This window comes from Pseudonocardia sp. Ae150A_Ps1 (genome assembly GCF_001932315.1).
Lineage (GTDB): Bacteria > Actinomycetota > Actinomycetes > Mycobacteriales > Pseudonocardiaceae > Pseudonocardia.
In genome coordinates this window covers 1,863,657-1,877,147 of the sequence record NZ_MCIJ01000001.1, presented here as the reverse complement: position 1 = coordinate 1,877,147, position 13,491 = coordinate 1,863,657, and the positions used below count along the sequence as shown (strand labels likewise).

Genomic DNA, 13,491 nt, shown 5'->3' with positions numbered 1-13,491 from the left:
CCTCGGCACAGCTGGTTCGTCCTTCCTCGTCGGAAGCGGTCGCGCCCGGATGGGGGAGCGGGGCGCGTGACGCCGCTGGGGATCGACGTCGTTACCGTTCCGAGACCGACGGTATGCTCGGTTCCGGGGCGGGTGGCCTCCCTGAGAGCGACCGGCGGTGACCGGGCGCCGCCGCGCTGTGAACGGGGAGCGGCTCGGCCGGACGGCTCAGTGTCCTGCGGCCGACCGGGCGTCGGCGCAGCTCAGACCCGGCCGGCGGGCCGGTCCGCGGCCCGTGCCGCGGCGACGAACGCCGCGATCCGGGCGTGGTCCTTCACCCCGCGGGTCGCCTCGACGCCGCTGGAGACGTCGACGCCCCAGGGCCGGACCCGCCGGACGGCGTCGCCGACGTTGTCCGGGTCGAGACCGCCCGCGAGCAGCCACGGCCCGTCCGGACGGTGCTCCATCGCCTCGGCCGCCCAGGTCTCGCCGGAACCGGCGACCGGCGAGTCCAGCAGCAGGACCTCCTCGCCGAAGGCGCCGACCTGCAGGTCGGGACGCTGATCGAGGGAGGTCGCCCGCCAGAGCCGGACCGGCTCCGCGGCGGCGACGGCGAAGTCCCCGGCGGTGTAGCGGCCGTGCAGCTGGAGCACGTCGGCGCCGATCTCCCGGGTGACCCGGGCGGCGTCGGCGGCGGTGTGGTCGGCCACGACGACCACCGACAGCACCCCCGGCGGCACCTGGCCGACGAGGTCGCGCGCGGTCCCGGGATCGACGTAGCGCGGGCTCGGCGGGTGCAGCACGAACCCGATCGCGTCGGCCCCGGCCCCGACCGCGACCCGGACGTCCTCGACGGTACGCAGGCCGCACACCTTCACGAACACGGCACGACCCTACGTGGTCCCCGGTCGTGCTCCTCAGCGCGCGAGGAAGCTGCTCAGCAGCGCCTGCACCTCGTAGACGTCGACGCCCTTGCCGAACTGCTTCTGGATCGGCGCCGGGCTCCCGGACAGCCAGATCTTCAGCTCCGCGTCCAGGTCGAACGTCCCCGCCGTCTCCACGGAGAAGTGCGTGATCGCCCGGTAGGGGATCGAGTGGTACTCGACCTTGCGACCGGTCATGCCCTGCTTGTCGACCATGATCAGCCGCCGGTCGGTGAAGAGGAACGAGTCCCGCAGCAGCTGGTACGCGGCGTGGATCTGCTCACCCTGGGCGAGCAGCCGCCCGAACTCGTGCGCCGCCGCCTGCGGATCGACCCGGGACGCGTTGCCCATGACACCGTCGAGGAATCCCATGGCGCCATTCTCGCGGGCTCAGACGTCGTAGTCGATCGTGGCCCGTCCGGACACCGGCCGGCTCTGGCACGTCAGGACGAACCCGGCCGCGACCTCGTCGTCCTCCAGGGCGAAGTTGCGTCGCATGTCGACCTCGCCGTCGGTGACCTTCGCCCGGCACGTGCCGCAGACCCCGCCCTTGCAGGCGAAGGGCAGGTCGCCCCGCACCTTCTGGGCCGCGCCCAGCACGGTCTCGCCGCGCGGCAGCGCCAGTGTGGTCGACCGTCCGTTGAGGACGACGGTGACCTCGCTGCCGGTCCCGTCCCCGGCTGCCGCGTCGTCCTCGGCGCGGTGCACCTCGGGCGGCGGCTCGTCGACGTAGAACAGCTCGCGGTGCACCCGCCGGCGCTCGGTGCCGAGCTCACCCAGGACCGCGACGGCGTCCTCGGTCATGCCGAGCGGTCCGCACAGCCACCACTCGTCGACGTCGGCGGTGTCGACGAGCGCGGTGAGCAGCGTCCGGATCCGTCCCGCGTCGAGGCGGCCGTTGACGATCTCGGCCTCGGTGGGTTCGCGGGACAGCACGTGCAGCAGGTGCAGCCGCGGGCCGTGGGCGTTCTTGAGGTCGGCGATCTCCTCGGTGAACATGACCGTGTCGGTCCGGCGGTTGCCGTAGAGCAGCGTGACCCGGGTGTCGGGGTGCGCGGCCAGCAGCGACGCGGCGATCGACAGCACCGGCGTGATGCCCGAACCGGCGGCGATCAGCCCGTGGTGGGTGCCGGCGTCCAGGTCGGGGGTGAAGGAGCCGCCGGGCGGGCCGACCTCGACGACGTCGCCGGGCTCGACCCGGTCGACCAGCCACTCGGAGAACAGCCCGCCGTCGACCCGGCGCACGCCGACCCGCGGCGCGGAGCCCGCGGGGGAGCAGATCGAGTACGAGCGGCGCTCCTCGCCGTCGTCGGTGCGGCGGCGCAGGGTGAGGTACTGGCCGGGCCGGAAGGCGTAGTGCGCGCGCAGGTCGCCGGGCACGTCGAAGGTGACGGAGACGGCGTCGTCGCACAGGCGGTCCACATCGGACACGACGAGCCGGTGGAACCCGGCAGGGAGCGCGTCCGCACCGGGCTCGCCGGTACCGGCCAGCAGCGCCTCGATCTCGTCGTCGAGGGCGAGCGTGGTGCGGCCGGACGCCCGGTTCGCCCGTGCCTGCCAGGCGGCGGTGCGGCGCTGCTCGCTCATCGTCTAGAGCTCCTTCATGTGCGCGAACGGCTCCCGGCAGGCGGTGCACCGGCGCAGTGCGGTGCACGCGGTCGGGCCGAAACGGGAGAACTCCTCGGTGGCCGGCGATCCGCACTGCGGGCAGCGCACGACGGCCGACGGCGGGTCCAGCGTCAGGGGGACCGGCCCCGGTGCGTGCGGCGTGGCCCGGCCGGGCGGTGCGACGCCGGCCTCGGCGAGCTTGCGCCTGCCGGTCTCGCTGATCCAGTCGGTGCTCCACGGCGGGGACAGCACGGTCCGGACGCCGGCGACCCGGTACCCGGCGCCGTCGAGCGCGCGGGCGATGTCGGCGCGCATCTCCTCGATCGCCGGGCAGCCCGAGTAGGTCGGGGTGATCGTCACCGTGACGCCGTCGCGGTTCTCGTCCACCGACCGGATCACGCCGAGGTCGTCGAGGGTGAGCATCGGCATCTCGGGGTCGACGACGTCGGCGACGACGTCGCGGGCGCCCAGCGCGGGTGCGGTCACCACGTCGCCCCCGGGTGCCTGCGGGCCAGGCTCTGCATGACGACGAGTGCCTGTTCCAGCTTCTCGGTGTGCACGCCCTGGCGGCCGCCGCGGCCGGCGATGGTGCCGATCCCGGGCACGTCGGGGCGGGTCAGCGTCGCCCGGGCGATCACCTCGTCGAGGACCGCGTGGACCTCGTCGTGGGTGTCCGCCGGGTCGACGGCGACGCCCGCGGCGACCAGCCGCCGTTCGACGTCGGACGTGCGGAACAGCTCGCCCAGGAACGGCCAGACCCACACCAGCGCGTCCTGCATCCGCCGGTGCGACTCGGCGGTGCCGTCACCCAGGCGCAGCGTCCAGCGGGCGGCGTGGTCGCGGTGGTAGGTGACCTCTTTGACGCCCTTCGCGGCGACGGCGGCGACGACCGGGTCGGCCGAGCCCTGCAGGCGGTGCAGCAGGGCCAGGCGCCAGGTGGAGAAGACCAGCAGCCGGGCGATCGCGCGGGCGAAGTCGAGGTCGTCGGAGGGCTCGGCCAGCGCGACGTTGCGGAACTCGTGCACCTCGCGCCCGTGGGCGAGCGCGTCCTCGTCGCGGCCGGTGCCGCCCTCGGCGAGGCCCTCGACGTGCCCGGCGCGGGACAGCAGCACCCGGGCCTGGCCGAGCAGGTCGAGCGCGGTGTTGGCGAGCGCGACCTCCTCCTCGAGCTCGGGGGCGTTCGAGACCCACTCGGTGAGCCGGTGGCTGTAGATCAGTGCGTCGTCGCCGAGCATCAGGCAGTACGCGGCCAGGTCGGCGGGATCGGTGCCCCCGGGCACCGGGGCGACGATGTCGGCCTCGGCGTCCTCGAACCCGGAGCCGAACGCCCAGCGCGGGTCGTCGGACTCCGTCAGCGCGTCGTAGACGTTCTCCTCGTGCGCGGTCCCGCTCACAGGTGCGGCACCTCCTCCGGGATCGCGTAGAACGTCGGGTGCCGGTAGACCTTGTCGGCACTCGGCGCGAAGAACGGGTCCTTCTCGTCCGGGCTGGACGCGGCGATCGCGTCGGCGCGCACCACCCAGATGCTGACGCCCTCGTTGCGACGCGTGTAGACGTCGCGCGCGTTGTGCAGCGCCATCTCGTCGTCGGCGGCGTGCAGGGAACCGACGTGGACGTGGTTGAGGCCGCGCTTGCCGCGCACGAACACCTCGTAGAGCGGCCAGGCCCGCCGCGACGGCGCCACCCCGGCACCCGTCTCGACCCCGGTGGTGGGGACGGCGCCGTGCCCGCCCTCCGCGGTCACCTCGGTGCTGTCGGTGCTGCCGGTGCTGTCGTCGCTCGGGATCACGCCCGGTCCCCCTCGGTGGTCGTACCTGCGCCCGCTCCCGTGCCCGGCCCGGTGCTCGCCCGGGCAGCCTGCTTGTCGGCGTAGGCGCGGGCCGCCTCGCGGACCCACTCGCCGCCCTCGTGGGCGCGGCGCCGGTGCTCCAGCCGCTGCCGGTTCGCCGGCCCCGCCCCGGAGATCACCGCCGTGAACTCCGACCAGTCCGGCTCACCGAAGTCGTGCGCCTGGCGCTGCTCGTTCCACCGCAGCTCGGGATCGGGCAGCGTCACGCCCAGCGCCTCCGCCTGCGGGACGCTCATGTCCACGAACCGCTGCCGCAGCTCGTCGTTGGTGTGGCGCTTGATCCCCCACGCCATCGACTGCTGCGTGTTGGGGGAGTCGCCGTCGGCCGGGCCGAACATCATCAGCGACGGCCACCACCACCGGTCCGTGGCCTCCTGCACCATCGCCCGCTGGGCCTCGGTGCCGTTCGCCAGCGCGAGCAGGGACTCGTAGCCCTGCCGCTGGTGGAACGACTCCTCCTTGCAGATCCGGATCATCGCCCGCGCGTAGGGCCCGTAGGAGCACCGGCACAGCGGCACCTGGTTGCAGATCGCCGCACCGTCGACGAGCCAGCCGATCACCCCGATGTCCGCCCAGGACAGCGTCGGGTAGTTGAAGATCGAGCTGTACTTCTGCTTCGCGTCGATCAGCTTCTCGGTCAGCTCCTCGCGGTCCCCCCCGAGGGTCTCCGCGGCGGCGTACAGGTACATGCCGTGACCGGCCTCGTCCTGCACCTTGGCCAGCAGGATCGCCTTGCGCCGCAACGACGGTGCCCGCAGCAGCCAGTTGCCCTCGGGCTGCATCCCGATGATCTCCGAGTGCGCGTGCTGGGCGATCTGGCGGATCAACGTCCTCCGATACGCCTCGGGCATCCAGTCCCGCGGCTCGATCCGCTGGTCCGCCGCGATCGTGGCGTCGAAGCGTTCCTGCAGATCCGCCTCGGATGGCGCGGTGCTCGTCACTGGACACCTCCGTACCGAATGTTCGTTCGGCTGTCAGTCTGACCCACCACTCCCCAAGAGCGCAACCCCCACCCCCTTCCACGAGGCGGTGCCGGTCGATCAGCACGCCGATGCCCCGAGCGGGGCCGGAACGTGATGATCGATCCTCGTCCGCGCGGTCGTGGGTGCCCTGCGGCGGGATGGGGGGAACCGGGGTGGGGGCGGTGTCGTCGGAGTCGCATGGATGTGACACGACCCTTCTCCGGGGCGGCGGCCGTCGCTGCGGGCCTCGTGACCCGCAAGCAACTCCGCGGGCCGCGTTTCCAGGCACTGTTCCGGGACGTCTTCCTGTCCGCGGACGTCGCACTCACGTACCTGGTGCGCTGTGAGGCTGCGGCGCTCGCCGTGGGTGCCCTGGAGGACCCCCGGGCACGGGTGCACGCCGGCGGTGCGACCGCCCTCGCGGCCTGGTCGGCCGCCGAGATGCTGGGGGCCGACTGCGCGCCCCGCCCCGTACCGGTCGAGGTGATGGTGCCGAAGGGGCACCGCCGCAGCCGGGAGGGCCTGCGCCCGATGCATGCCGCGGTGCTGCCGGACGAGACCGTGTACGGGGTTCCGATCCCGCTGCCGGGGCGGCGCCGCCGGTTCGTTCCCGGCCGGACGGTGGTCACGACGTCGGCGCTGCGCACCGCGTTCGACCTCGCGCGGCGCGAGCCACGGCTCGACGCGGTGATCGCGCTCGACGCGCTCTCCCGGGTCGGTGGCTTCGCGCCGCAGGAGGTGCTCGGCGTGCACGCTCGGCATCCCGGGAGCCGGGGTGTCGCGCGCCTCGCCGGGCTCGTCGCCCTGGCGAGCCCGCTCGCGGAGTCCCCGATGGAGACACGGGTCCGGCTCGCCCTGCACGACCACGGCGTCCGACCTCCGGTGCTGCAACATCCGGTCGGGACGTACCGGATCGACCTCGCGTACCCGGATCTCCTCCTCGGCATCGAGTACGACGGCGGTCACCACCTCGACCCGTGGCAGGCGCGCGAGGACCTGGCACGGCAGGCGTTCCTGACCGCGCAGGGCTGGACCGTCCTCCGGCCCGACGCGAGCGAGGTGATCCGCTACCCCGATCGCGTCGCCGGCACGGTCCGGCACCACCTGCTCCGGCTCGCCGGCTGAGCTCTGGGCGCCGGCGTCGCGATCGGGGTGCACGGTTCGGCCCTCGCCGGGGCCGCACCGTGCGACTCGACGGCCTGAGCCGGTCAGGGGGTGGGGACTATGCCTTCGAAGGTTGCTCTCACCACGTCTTCCGGGAGGGTTGCCGTGCCGGGGCGGTCCGGGCGGTACCACTCGACGATCGAGTTCACGACGCCCGAGAGCAGCCGGGCGGCCAGCGCGGGGTCCACGTCGGAGCGGACCTCACCGGCGTCGACGGCGTCGCGGACGAGGGTCGTGATCGCCGTGTCGAACGCGCGCCGCCGCTCCAGCGCCCAGCGCTCGGTCTCGGTGTTGCCGCGCACCCGCAGCAGCAGCGTCACGTAGGGGAGCTCGGTCATGAGCACCCGGACCTGCTCGGCGACGATCACCCGGAGCCGTCCGGCGGGGGTGCCCTCCTGGGCGGCGGGCAGGTCGAGGACGCCGAACAGGCCGTCCACGGCCCGTTCGAGGGCGGCGCGCAGCAGCGCCTCCTTGCCGGCGAAGTGGTGGTAGAAGGACGACTTGGTGATCCCCGCGGCGCGGGACAGGTCCTCCATCGACGTCGCGTCGTAGCCGCGGGCGATGAACTCGCCGACCGCGGTCTCGAGCAGCTGGTCCCGCCCGCCGGAGGGTCGGCGGGCCCGCTTCGCCGGCGCGGCGCTCATCGGCCCTCGAACGTGGGGGCCTTCTTCGCCAGGAACGCGCTGACGGCTCCCTGGTGATCCGTCGTCGTCGCCAGCCGGACCTGGGCGTCGGCCTCGTACTCCAGCACGGCCGGCATCTCGTTGACGGCGCCGAACCGGATGGCGCCCTTCACCTCGGCGTAGGCGCGGGTCGGGCCGGCAGCCAGCTTCCGGGCCAGCTCCAGCGCCGAGTCCAGCACCTCCTCGGCCGGGACGACGTCGCGCAGCAGGCCCCAGTTCCGGGCGTCCTCGGCGGTGAACTGCTCGTTCAACAGCAGCAGCTCGGTCGCGCGCGAGACGCCGACGGCGTGCGCCAGGCTCGCCGACAGACCGCTGTCGGCGCCCAGGCCGATCCCGGTGAAGGCGGTGCCGAACTTCAGCCCCGCGGCGCCCACCCGCAGGTCGGCGGCCAGCGCGAGGCCGAGCCCGGCGCCCACGCACGGCCCGTTGATCGCCGCGACGACCGGCTTCGGCGTCCCGGTGATCGCGAGGACGAGCGGGTTGTAGTGGTCGCGGACGGTGTCGAGCGCGGTCGTCGGGTCCTTCTCGAGCGCGGCGGCGTGCTCGCCGAGGTCCTGCCCGACACAGAACGCCTTCCCGGCCCCGGTGATGACGACGGCGCGGACCGAGTCGTCCGCGGACACGCCGGTGATCGCGGGGAGCAGGGCCTCCTTGAGCTCGACGGTGAGCGCGTTGTACTTCGCCGGCCGGTTCAGCGTGATCACCGCGACGGCGGGGTCGGTGTCGTCGCGGGTGACGAGGACGGCGGGTTCGGAGTCGGCCATCCGGCCACCCTAGCGGCCGACCGAACGATCGGCCCCTCATCCGCGCCGGGCAGCTGCCGGGCAGCTCTGGCCGCCGGGTGTCCGGCAGTGCTAGGTTCGCAGCCGAACGAACGGTCGGTTCAACGACGAGCTACGACGGAGGCGTCGCCGATGACCCTGCTCCGCAGCCATCTCGCGGGTACCTGGCAGACCGGGACCGGTGAGGGGCGCCCGCTGCACGACGCGGTGACCGGCGAGGAGGTCGCGCGGATCTCCGCCGACGGCCTCGATCTCGGCGCCGCACTCGACTTCGGCCGCCGGACCGGCGGCCCGGCGCTGCGGGAACTCACGTTCCACCAGCGCGCCGCGCTGCTCAAGGCGCTCGGGCAGCACCTGCGCGAGCACCGCGAGGAGCTCTATGCGGTCTCGGCGCAGACCGGTGCGACGCTCGGCGACTCGAAGCTCGACGTCGACGGCGGCATCGGCGTGCTGCTCGCCTACGCCTCGAAGGCCAAGCGCGAGCTGCCCAACGACACCGTGGTCGTCGAGGGCGACGTCGAGCCCCTGGGGCGCGGCGGCACGTTCCTCGGCCAGCACGTGCTCACCCCGCTCCGTGGCGTGACGGTGCAGGTCAACGCGTTCAACTTCCCCGTGTGGGGCCCGCTGGAGAAGCTCGCCCCCGCCTTCCTGGCCGGGGTCCCCACGCTGATCAAGCCGGCGTCGCCCACCGCGTTCCTCACCGCGAAGCTCGTCGAGCTGGTCGTGGACTCGGGCCTGCTGCCCACCGGCGCCGTCCAGTTCGTCGCGAGCGGGCTGGGGGACTGCTTCGAGCACCTGACCGGGCAGGACGTCGTGTCCTTCACCGGCTCGGCCTCGACCGCGCAGACCCTGCGGTCGCACCCGGCGATCGTCCGCAACGCCGTCCGGTTCTCCGCCGAGGCCGACTCCCTGAACCTCGCCGCGCTCGGCCCCGACGCGGGCCCGGGCACCGACGAGTTCGACCTCTTCGTGAAGGCCCTGACCACCGAGATGACGGTCAAGGCCGGGCAGAAGTGCACCGCGATCCGGCGCGCGTTCGTCCCCAGCGCCCACCTCGACGCGGTCGTCGAGGCCGCATCGGCGAGGCTCGCGACGGTCGTCGTCGGCGCGCCCGGCGCCGAGGGTGTACGGATGGGCGCGCTCGCGAGCCTCGACCAGCGCGAGGAGGTCCGGCGCAGCGTGAAGGCCCTGCGCGACGTCGGCCGGATCGTGTCCGGCGACCCCGACCACGTCGAGGTGACCGGCGCCGACGCCGACCGCGGCGCGTTCGTGTCCCCGCTGCTGCTCGTCGGCGACCCCGACCGCGCCGGGCCGCACGAGGTGGAGGCGTTCGGCCCGGTCGCGACCGTCCTGCCCTACGACACCACCGACCGGCTCGTCGAGTACGCCGCGCGCGGGCAGGGCTCGCTGGCCGGCTCGGTCGTCTCCGCCGACCCGGCGTTCGTCCGCGAGGTCGTGCTCGGCATCGCGCCGTTCCACGGCCGCGTGCACGTGCTCAACGCCCGCGACGCCGGCGAGTCCACCGGCCACGGGTCCCCGCTGCCGCAGCTGGTCCACGGCGGCCCCGGCCGGGCCGGCGGCGGCGAGGAGATGGGCGGGATCCGCGGGGTCCTGCACCACATGCAGCGCACCGCGGTCCAGGCCGACCCGGACTCGCTCGCCGCGATCACCGGCCGCTGGGTCACCGGCGCGCAGCGCCACGAGTCCGACGTGCACCCCTTCCGCAGGCACCTCGAGGAGCTCCGTCCCGGCGACTGCCTGGTCGCGGGCCCGCGCCGGGTCACCCGCGAGGACGTCGAGCACTTCGCCGAGTTCACCGGCGACACGTTCTACGCCCACATGGACGAGGCGGCCGCCGCGGCGAACCCGCTGTTCGGGCAGCGCGTCGCGCACGGCTACCTCGTCGTCTCGCTCGCCGCCGGCCTGTTCGTCGATCCCGATCCCGGCCCGGTGCTGGCCAACTTCGGCGTCGACGGGCTGCGCTTCCTCACGCCCGTCCGCTTCGACGACGAGCTCACCGTGACTCTGACCTGCAAACAGCTCACCCCGCGCGAGTCCGCCGGCTACGGCGAGGTCCGGTGGGACGCCGACGTCACCCGCCAGGACGGCGAGTCCGTCGCCCGCTACGACGTCCTCACCCTCGTCGCGAAGAAGGACTCATGACCACCGCCACGAAGCGGTTCGGGGACGCGCCCCCGGCCGGGCTGCTCGACCCGGCCGAGCGCATGTCGGTCGACGAGCTCCGCGCGCTGCAGCTCGAGCGTCTGCAGTGGACGCTGCGGCACGCCTACGAGAACGTGCCGCACTACCGCGAGAAGTTCGACGCGCACGGCGTCCGGCCCGAGGACTGCCGCGAGCTCGCCGACATCGCGAGGTTCCCGACGACGACCAAGGCCGACCTGCGGGAGACCTACCCGTTCGGCATGTTCGCCGTGCCGCGGGAGCGGATCGCGCGGATCCACGCGTCGTCCGGGACGACCGGCCGTCCGACCGTCGTCGGCTACACCGCCGGGGACATCGACCGGTGGGCGACGCTCGTGGCCCGCTCGATCCGGGCGGCCGGCGGCCGGCCCGGGCACCGGGTGCACGTCGCCTACGGGTACGGCCTGTTCACCGGCGGGCTCGGCGCGCACTACGGCGTCGAGAAGCTCGGCGCCACCGCGATCCCGGTCTCCGGCGGCATGACCCCGCGCCAGGTGCAGCTGATCACCGACTTCGAGCCCGAGGTCATCATGCTGACCCCGAGCTACATGCTCACCCTGCTCGACGAGTTCGAGCGCCAGGGCATCGACCCGCGCAGCTCCAGCCTGCGGGTCGGGATCTTCGGCGCCGAGCCGTGGACCGAGCAGATGCGTGCGGAGGTCGAGGCGCGCGCCGGCATCCACGCCGTCGACATCTACGGGCTCTCCGAGGTGATGGGCCCCGGCGTCTCGCAGGAGTGCGTGGAGACCAAGGACGGCCTGCACATCTGGGAGGACCACTTCCTGCCCGAGGTCGTCGACCCGCTCGAGGGCACCCCGCTCCCCGACGGCGAGGAGGGGGAGCTGCTGTTCACCAGCCTCACCAAGGAGGGGCTGCCGATCATCCGCTACCGCACCCGTGACCTCACGACGCTGCTGCCCGGCACCGCGCGGCCGCAGATGCGCCGGATGGCCAAGATCACCGGCCGGTCCGACGACATGATCATCCTGCGCGGGGTGAACGTCTTCCCGACCCAGATCGAGGAGATCGTCCTGCGCACACCGGGGTTCGCACCGCACTTCCAGCTGGTGCTGACGACCGAGGGCCGGATGGACGCGCTGGGGGTCCGCGTCGAGGCCCGCCACGACACCCCCGCCGACCGGCGCGAACCGGCGGCGGCCGAGCTCGTGCGCGCGGTGAAGGAGACCGTCGGCGTGACGGTGACCTGCGAGGTCGTCGACCCGGACACGCTGGAGCGGTCGGTCGGGAAGCTGCAGCGGCTCCAGGACCGCCGTTCGTGACGGCTCAGCCGGTGGGCGGCACGGTCGTCCAGTCCGGGTACTTCGCGGGGCGGCCGTCGCCGGAGGAGCGGCCGCGCAACCGCCTGCCGACCCACGGCAGGACGTGCTCGCGGTAGTACGCGAGGTGTGTCCCGGCGCGCGGCGGGGCGTCCGGAGCGGTGCCCGCCGCCGGGAGCGACCCGCGGACCCCGAGCGCGTCCAGCACCAGCCCGGCGACGCGCACGTGCCCGGCCGGGCCGAGGTGCAGCCGGTCCGGCGACCAGTAGCCCGGCCTGCGGATCTCGGTGTCGGAGAAGGCGTCGACGAGGGTCAGGCCGTGCTCGCCCGCGAGGTCCGCGACGGCGCCGGTCAGCGCCGCCGACCGCCGGTGCACGACCCGGCCCATCGGCAGCCCGGCCGACGGGTCGGCGCCGCTGAGCAGCACCAACCGGACCCCGGCGTCGGCGCACCGCCGGACCGCGGACGCGGTGAGCGCGCGCAGCCGCGCCAGGTCGCTGCGCGGGCGCAGCATGTCGTTCCCGCCGCCGTTGAGCGTGACCATCGTGGGGAGCGGGTCGAGCGCGAGCGCGGCGTCCAGCTGGCGGCCGACGACGTCGTCGAGCAGCCGCCCGCGCACGGCCAGGTTCGCGTACGACACCGGCCCGCCCGACGCCCCGGCCAGCCCGGCCGCGACCCGGTCCGCCCAGCCGCGCGGGGTGCCCGCGGCGTCCTCGTCACCCACGCCCTCGGTGAAGCTGTCCCCGATCGCCACGTACCGCACGCGGTCCATGATCCGCCCCGCAACGGTCGTCGCGGCCGGGCGGGGTGGTGACGGCTGTTACCCTGGTCCGGTGCGCGGTCTGGTGATTACCCGGCGCGCCGGCTGAACTCAGGTCGCCGGCGCGCGCGACGTCGTGCCGCCACCCGGACCTGGCCGGATCCCCTCGCGACCGCGACCCACGGAGATCCGATGGACACGCTCACCTCCGCCGAGCCGGCGACCACCACGACGCCGGCCGGCCACCGCTTCACGTTGCTCGTCACCGGCGGGACCGAGGGCCTGATGAAGGTCCTCACGACACTGCGTTCGCGCCGGTACGCCGTGCGCGACCTGTGGGTCGATCTCTCCGGTGAGGTCGGCCGGGTCGAGGGCACCCTCGAACCCGACGGGCGCGACGCCGACCTGCTGCTGGAGCAGCTGCGCCGGGTCGTCGCGGTGGTGCGGGCCGAGCACGGCTGACCCCGGGCGTCACTCCCAGACGACGACGCTGCGCCGCACCGGCACCGAGGCCGGGTCGGCCGAGAACAGCTCGGGTGAGCGCTCGCGGATCCGCTCGATGTCGTCGAACACGGCCCGCAGGTGGCCGCGCATCGCGGCGTGGGCGGATCCGGTGTCACCGGACAGCACGGCGTCGAGGATCCGCACGTGCTGCGCGGCGTACTCGGTCGGCGGGCTCTCCGACAGCCCGAGCCGGCGGGCCCGGTCCAGGTGCCCCTTCGCGGAGACCACCGTCGTCCAGGCGCTGCCGTGCCCGCTGAGCCGGAGCAGGCCCTGGTGGAACGCCTCGTCCAGCTCGAAGAACGCGTCCTGGTCCAGCCCCGGCCGCTGCAGGGCGGCCAGGTTCTCCCGCAGCTCGGCGACGACCGCGGGATCCGGCTCGCCGGGCAGGTCCTGCAGCGCGGCCAGCTCGATCGCCTCACGGACGAACTGCGCGTCGGCGACGCGCGCCGGGTCCACCCGCGACACGAACGACCCGATCTTCGGGAAGACCTGCACCAGGCCCTCCTCGACCAGCAGGACGAGGCTCTCGCGGATCGGGGTGCGGCTCACGCCGAGCCGGGCGGCCAGCTCGTTCTCGGACAGCGCGGCGCCGGGCGCGAGCCCGAGGGTCAGCACCTCACGGCGCAGGGTCTCGTAGACCTCCCGGCGGCTCGTCCGCCGCGTCCCGTTCGGTGGCACGGCCCCACGATATCCGCAGCGACACCGTCACCGGCACTTGCGCCATCATCCCGACGGATACTTGTATGCAAGTACTTCGCGACGGTGACAGCAGCGGAGGACGGCGACGGCACGGATCTC

At 73.9% G+C, this 13,491-nt stretch carries 15 protein-coding genes; 4 read left to right on the top strand and 11 right to left on the bottom strand.

The window, feature by feature from the left end; genetic code table 11:
* Positions 1-242 precede the first annotated feature (242 nt).
* The 7 genes from Ae150APs1_RS08465 to paaA are packed head-to-tail and all read right to left on the bottom strand — an operon-like array spanning position 243 to position 5,300.
* Complete coding sequence (locus Ae150APs1_RS08465) at positions 243-863, bottom strand: phosphoribosylanthranilate isomerase (RefSeq protein WP_075296809.1); 621 nt, start codon at positions 861-863, stop codon at positions 243-245.
* A gap of 33 nt (positions 864-896) precedes the next feature.
* Complete coding sequence (locus Ae150APs1_RS08460) at positions 897-1,274, bottom strand: PH domain-containing protein (protein WP_075296807.1); 378 nt, start codon at positions 1,272-1,274, stop codon at positions 897-899.
* Between the two features lie 18 nt (positions 1,275-1,292).
* Positions 1,293-2,489, bottom strand: a complete 1,197-nt coding sequence (gene paaE, locus Ae150APs1_RS08455; RefSeq protein ID WP_139316839.1) for a 1,2-phenylacetyl-CoA epoxidase subunit PaaE — start codon at positions 2,487-2,489, stop codon at positions 1,293-1,295.
* Positions 2,490-2,492: 3 nt separating this feature from the next.
* A complete protein-coding gene (gene paaD / locus Ae150APs1_RS08450; protein ID WP_075296805.1) occupies positions 2,493-2,999 on the bottom strand; it encodes a 1,2-phenylacetyl-CoA epoxidase subunit PaaD in 507 nt (168 codons plus the stop codon).
* A complete protein-coding gene (paaC, locus tag Ae150APs1_RS08445; RefSeq protein ID WP_075296803.1) occupies positions 2,993-3,904 on the bottom strand; it encodes a 1,2-phenylacetyl-CoA epoxidase subunit PaaC in 912 nt (303 codons plus the stop codon). The genes paaD and paaC overlap by 7 nt, the downstream gene beginning before the upstream one ends.
* Positions 3,901-4,254 (bottom strand): 1,2-phenylacetyl-CoA epoxidase subunit PaaB, encoded by a 354-nt coding sequence (paaB, locus tag Ae150APs1_RS08440; protein WP_029239144.1) that lies wholly within the window; start codon positions 4,252-4,254, stop codon positions 3,901-3,903. The genes paaC and paaB overlap by 4 nt, the downstream gene beginning before the upstream one ends.
* Positions 4,255-4,295: 41 nt before the next feature.
* Positions 4,296-5,300 carry a 1,2-phenylacetyl-CoA epoxidase subunit PaaA gene (paaA, locus tag Ae150APs1_RS08435; protein WP_075296801.1) on the bottom strand — a complete coding sequence of 335 codons (1,005 nt, stop codon included), beginning with the start codon at positions 5,298-5,300 and terminating at the stop codon, positions 4,296-4,298.
* Between the two features lie 219 nt (positions 5,301-5,519).
* Between paaA and Ae150APs1_RS08430 the strand changes: the two genes are divergently transcribed.
* On the top strand, positions 5,520-6,446 hold the full coding sequence (locus Ae150APs1_RS08430; protein WP_170918061.1) for a DUF559 domain-containing protein: 927 nt from the start codon (positions 5,520-5,522) through the stop codon (positions 6,444-6,446).
* Between the two features lie 83 nt (positions 6,447-6,529).
* Here Ae150APs1_RS08430 and Ae150APs1_RS08425 read toward each other — a convergent pair whose 3' ends face one another.
* Together Ae150APs1_RS08425 and Ae150APs1_RS08420 are read right to left on the bottom strand one after the other, a co-directional pair.
* The gene (locus Ae150APs1_RS08425) at positions 6,530-7,129 is read right to left on the bottom strand and encodes a TetR/AcrR family transcriptional regulator (RefSeq protein WP_075296797.1); all 600 of its coding nucleotides are present in this window, start codon (positions 7,127-7,129) and stop codon (positions 6,530-6,532) included.
* Entirely contained in the window at positions 7,126-7,932 is an 807-nt protein-coding gene (locus Ae150APs1_RS08420; RefSeq protein ID WP_060575186.1) for an enoyl-CoA hydratase-related protein, read from the bottom strand. Before Ae150APs1_RS08420 ends, Ae150APs1_RS08425 begins: the two co-directional genes overlap by 4 nt.
* A gap of 150 nt (positions 7,933-8,082) precedes the next feature.
* Here Ae150APs1_RS08420 and paaZ point away from each other — a divergent pair, with 150 nt between their 5' ends.
* The gene (paaZ, locus tag Ae150APs1_RS08415; protein ID WP_075296795.1) at positions 8,083-10,113 is read left to right on the top strand and encodes a phenylacetic acid degradation bifunctional protein PaaZ; all 2,031 of its coding nucleotides are present in this window, start codon (positions 8,083-8,085) and stop codon (positions 10,111-10,113) included.
* Positions 10,110-11,432, top strand: coding sequence for a phenylacetate--CoA ligase PaaK (gene paaK / locus Ae150APs1_RS08410; RefSeq protein WP_075296793.1), 1,323 nt, complete (start codon positions 10,110-10,112; stop codon positions 11,430-11,432). The genes paaZ and paaK overlap by 4 nt, the downstream gene beginning before the upstream one ends.
* Positions 11,433-11,436: 4 nt before the next feature.
* Here the strand turns inward: paaK and Ae150APs1_RS08405 are convergent, their stop codons facing one another.
* Positions 11,437-12,201 (bottom strand): SGNH/GDSL hydrolase family protein, encoded by a 765-nt coding sequence (locus tag Ae150APs1_RS08405; RefSeq protein ID WP_212567182.1) that lies wholly within the window; start codon positions 12,199-12,201, stop codon positions 11,437-11,439.
* A 180-nt stretch (positions 12,202-12,381) separates the two neighbouring features.
* Here Ae150APs1_RS08405 and Ae150APs1_RS08400 point away from each other — a divergent pair, with 180 nt between their 5' ends.
* Positions 12,382-12,651: a hypothetical protein gene (locus Ae150APs1_RS08400; protein WP_010231891.1), complete on the top strand. Its 270-nt coding sequence runs from the start codon at positions 12,382-12,384 to the stop codon at positions 12,649-12,651.
* A 9-nt stretch (positions 12,652-12,660) separates the two neighbouring features.
* On the opposite strand, the gene Ae150APs1_RS08395 is transcribed toward Ae150APs1_RS08400, so the two are convergent.
* On the bottom strand, positions 12,661-13,371 hold the full coding sequence (locus Ae150APs1_RS08395; RefSeq protein WP_075296792.1) for a GntR family transcriptional regulator: 711 nt from the start codon (positions 13,369-13,371) through the stop codon (positions 12,661-12,663).
* Positions 13,372-13,491 lie beyond the last annotated feature (120 nt).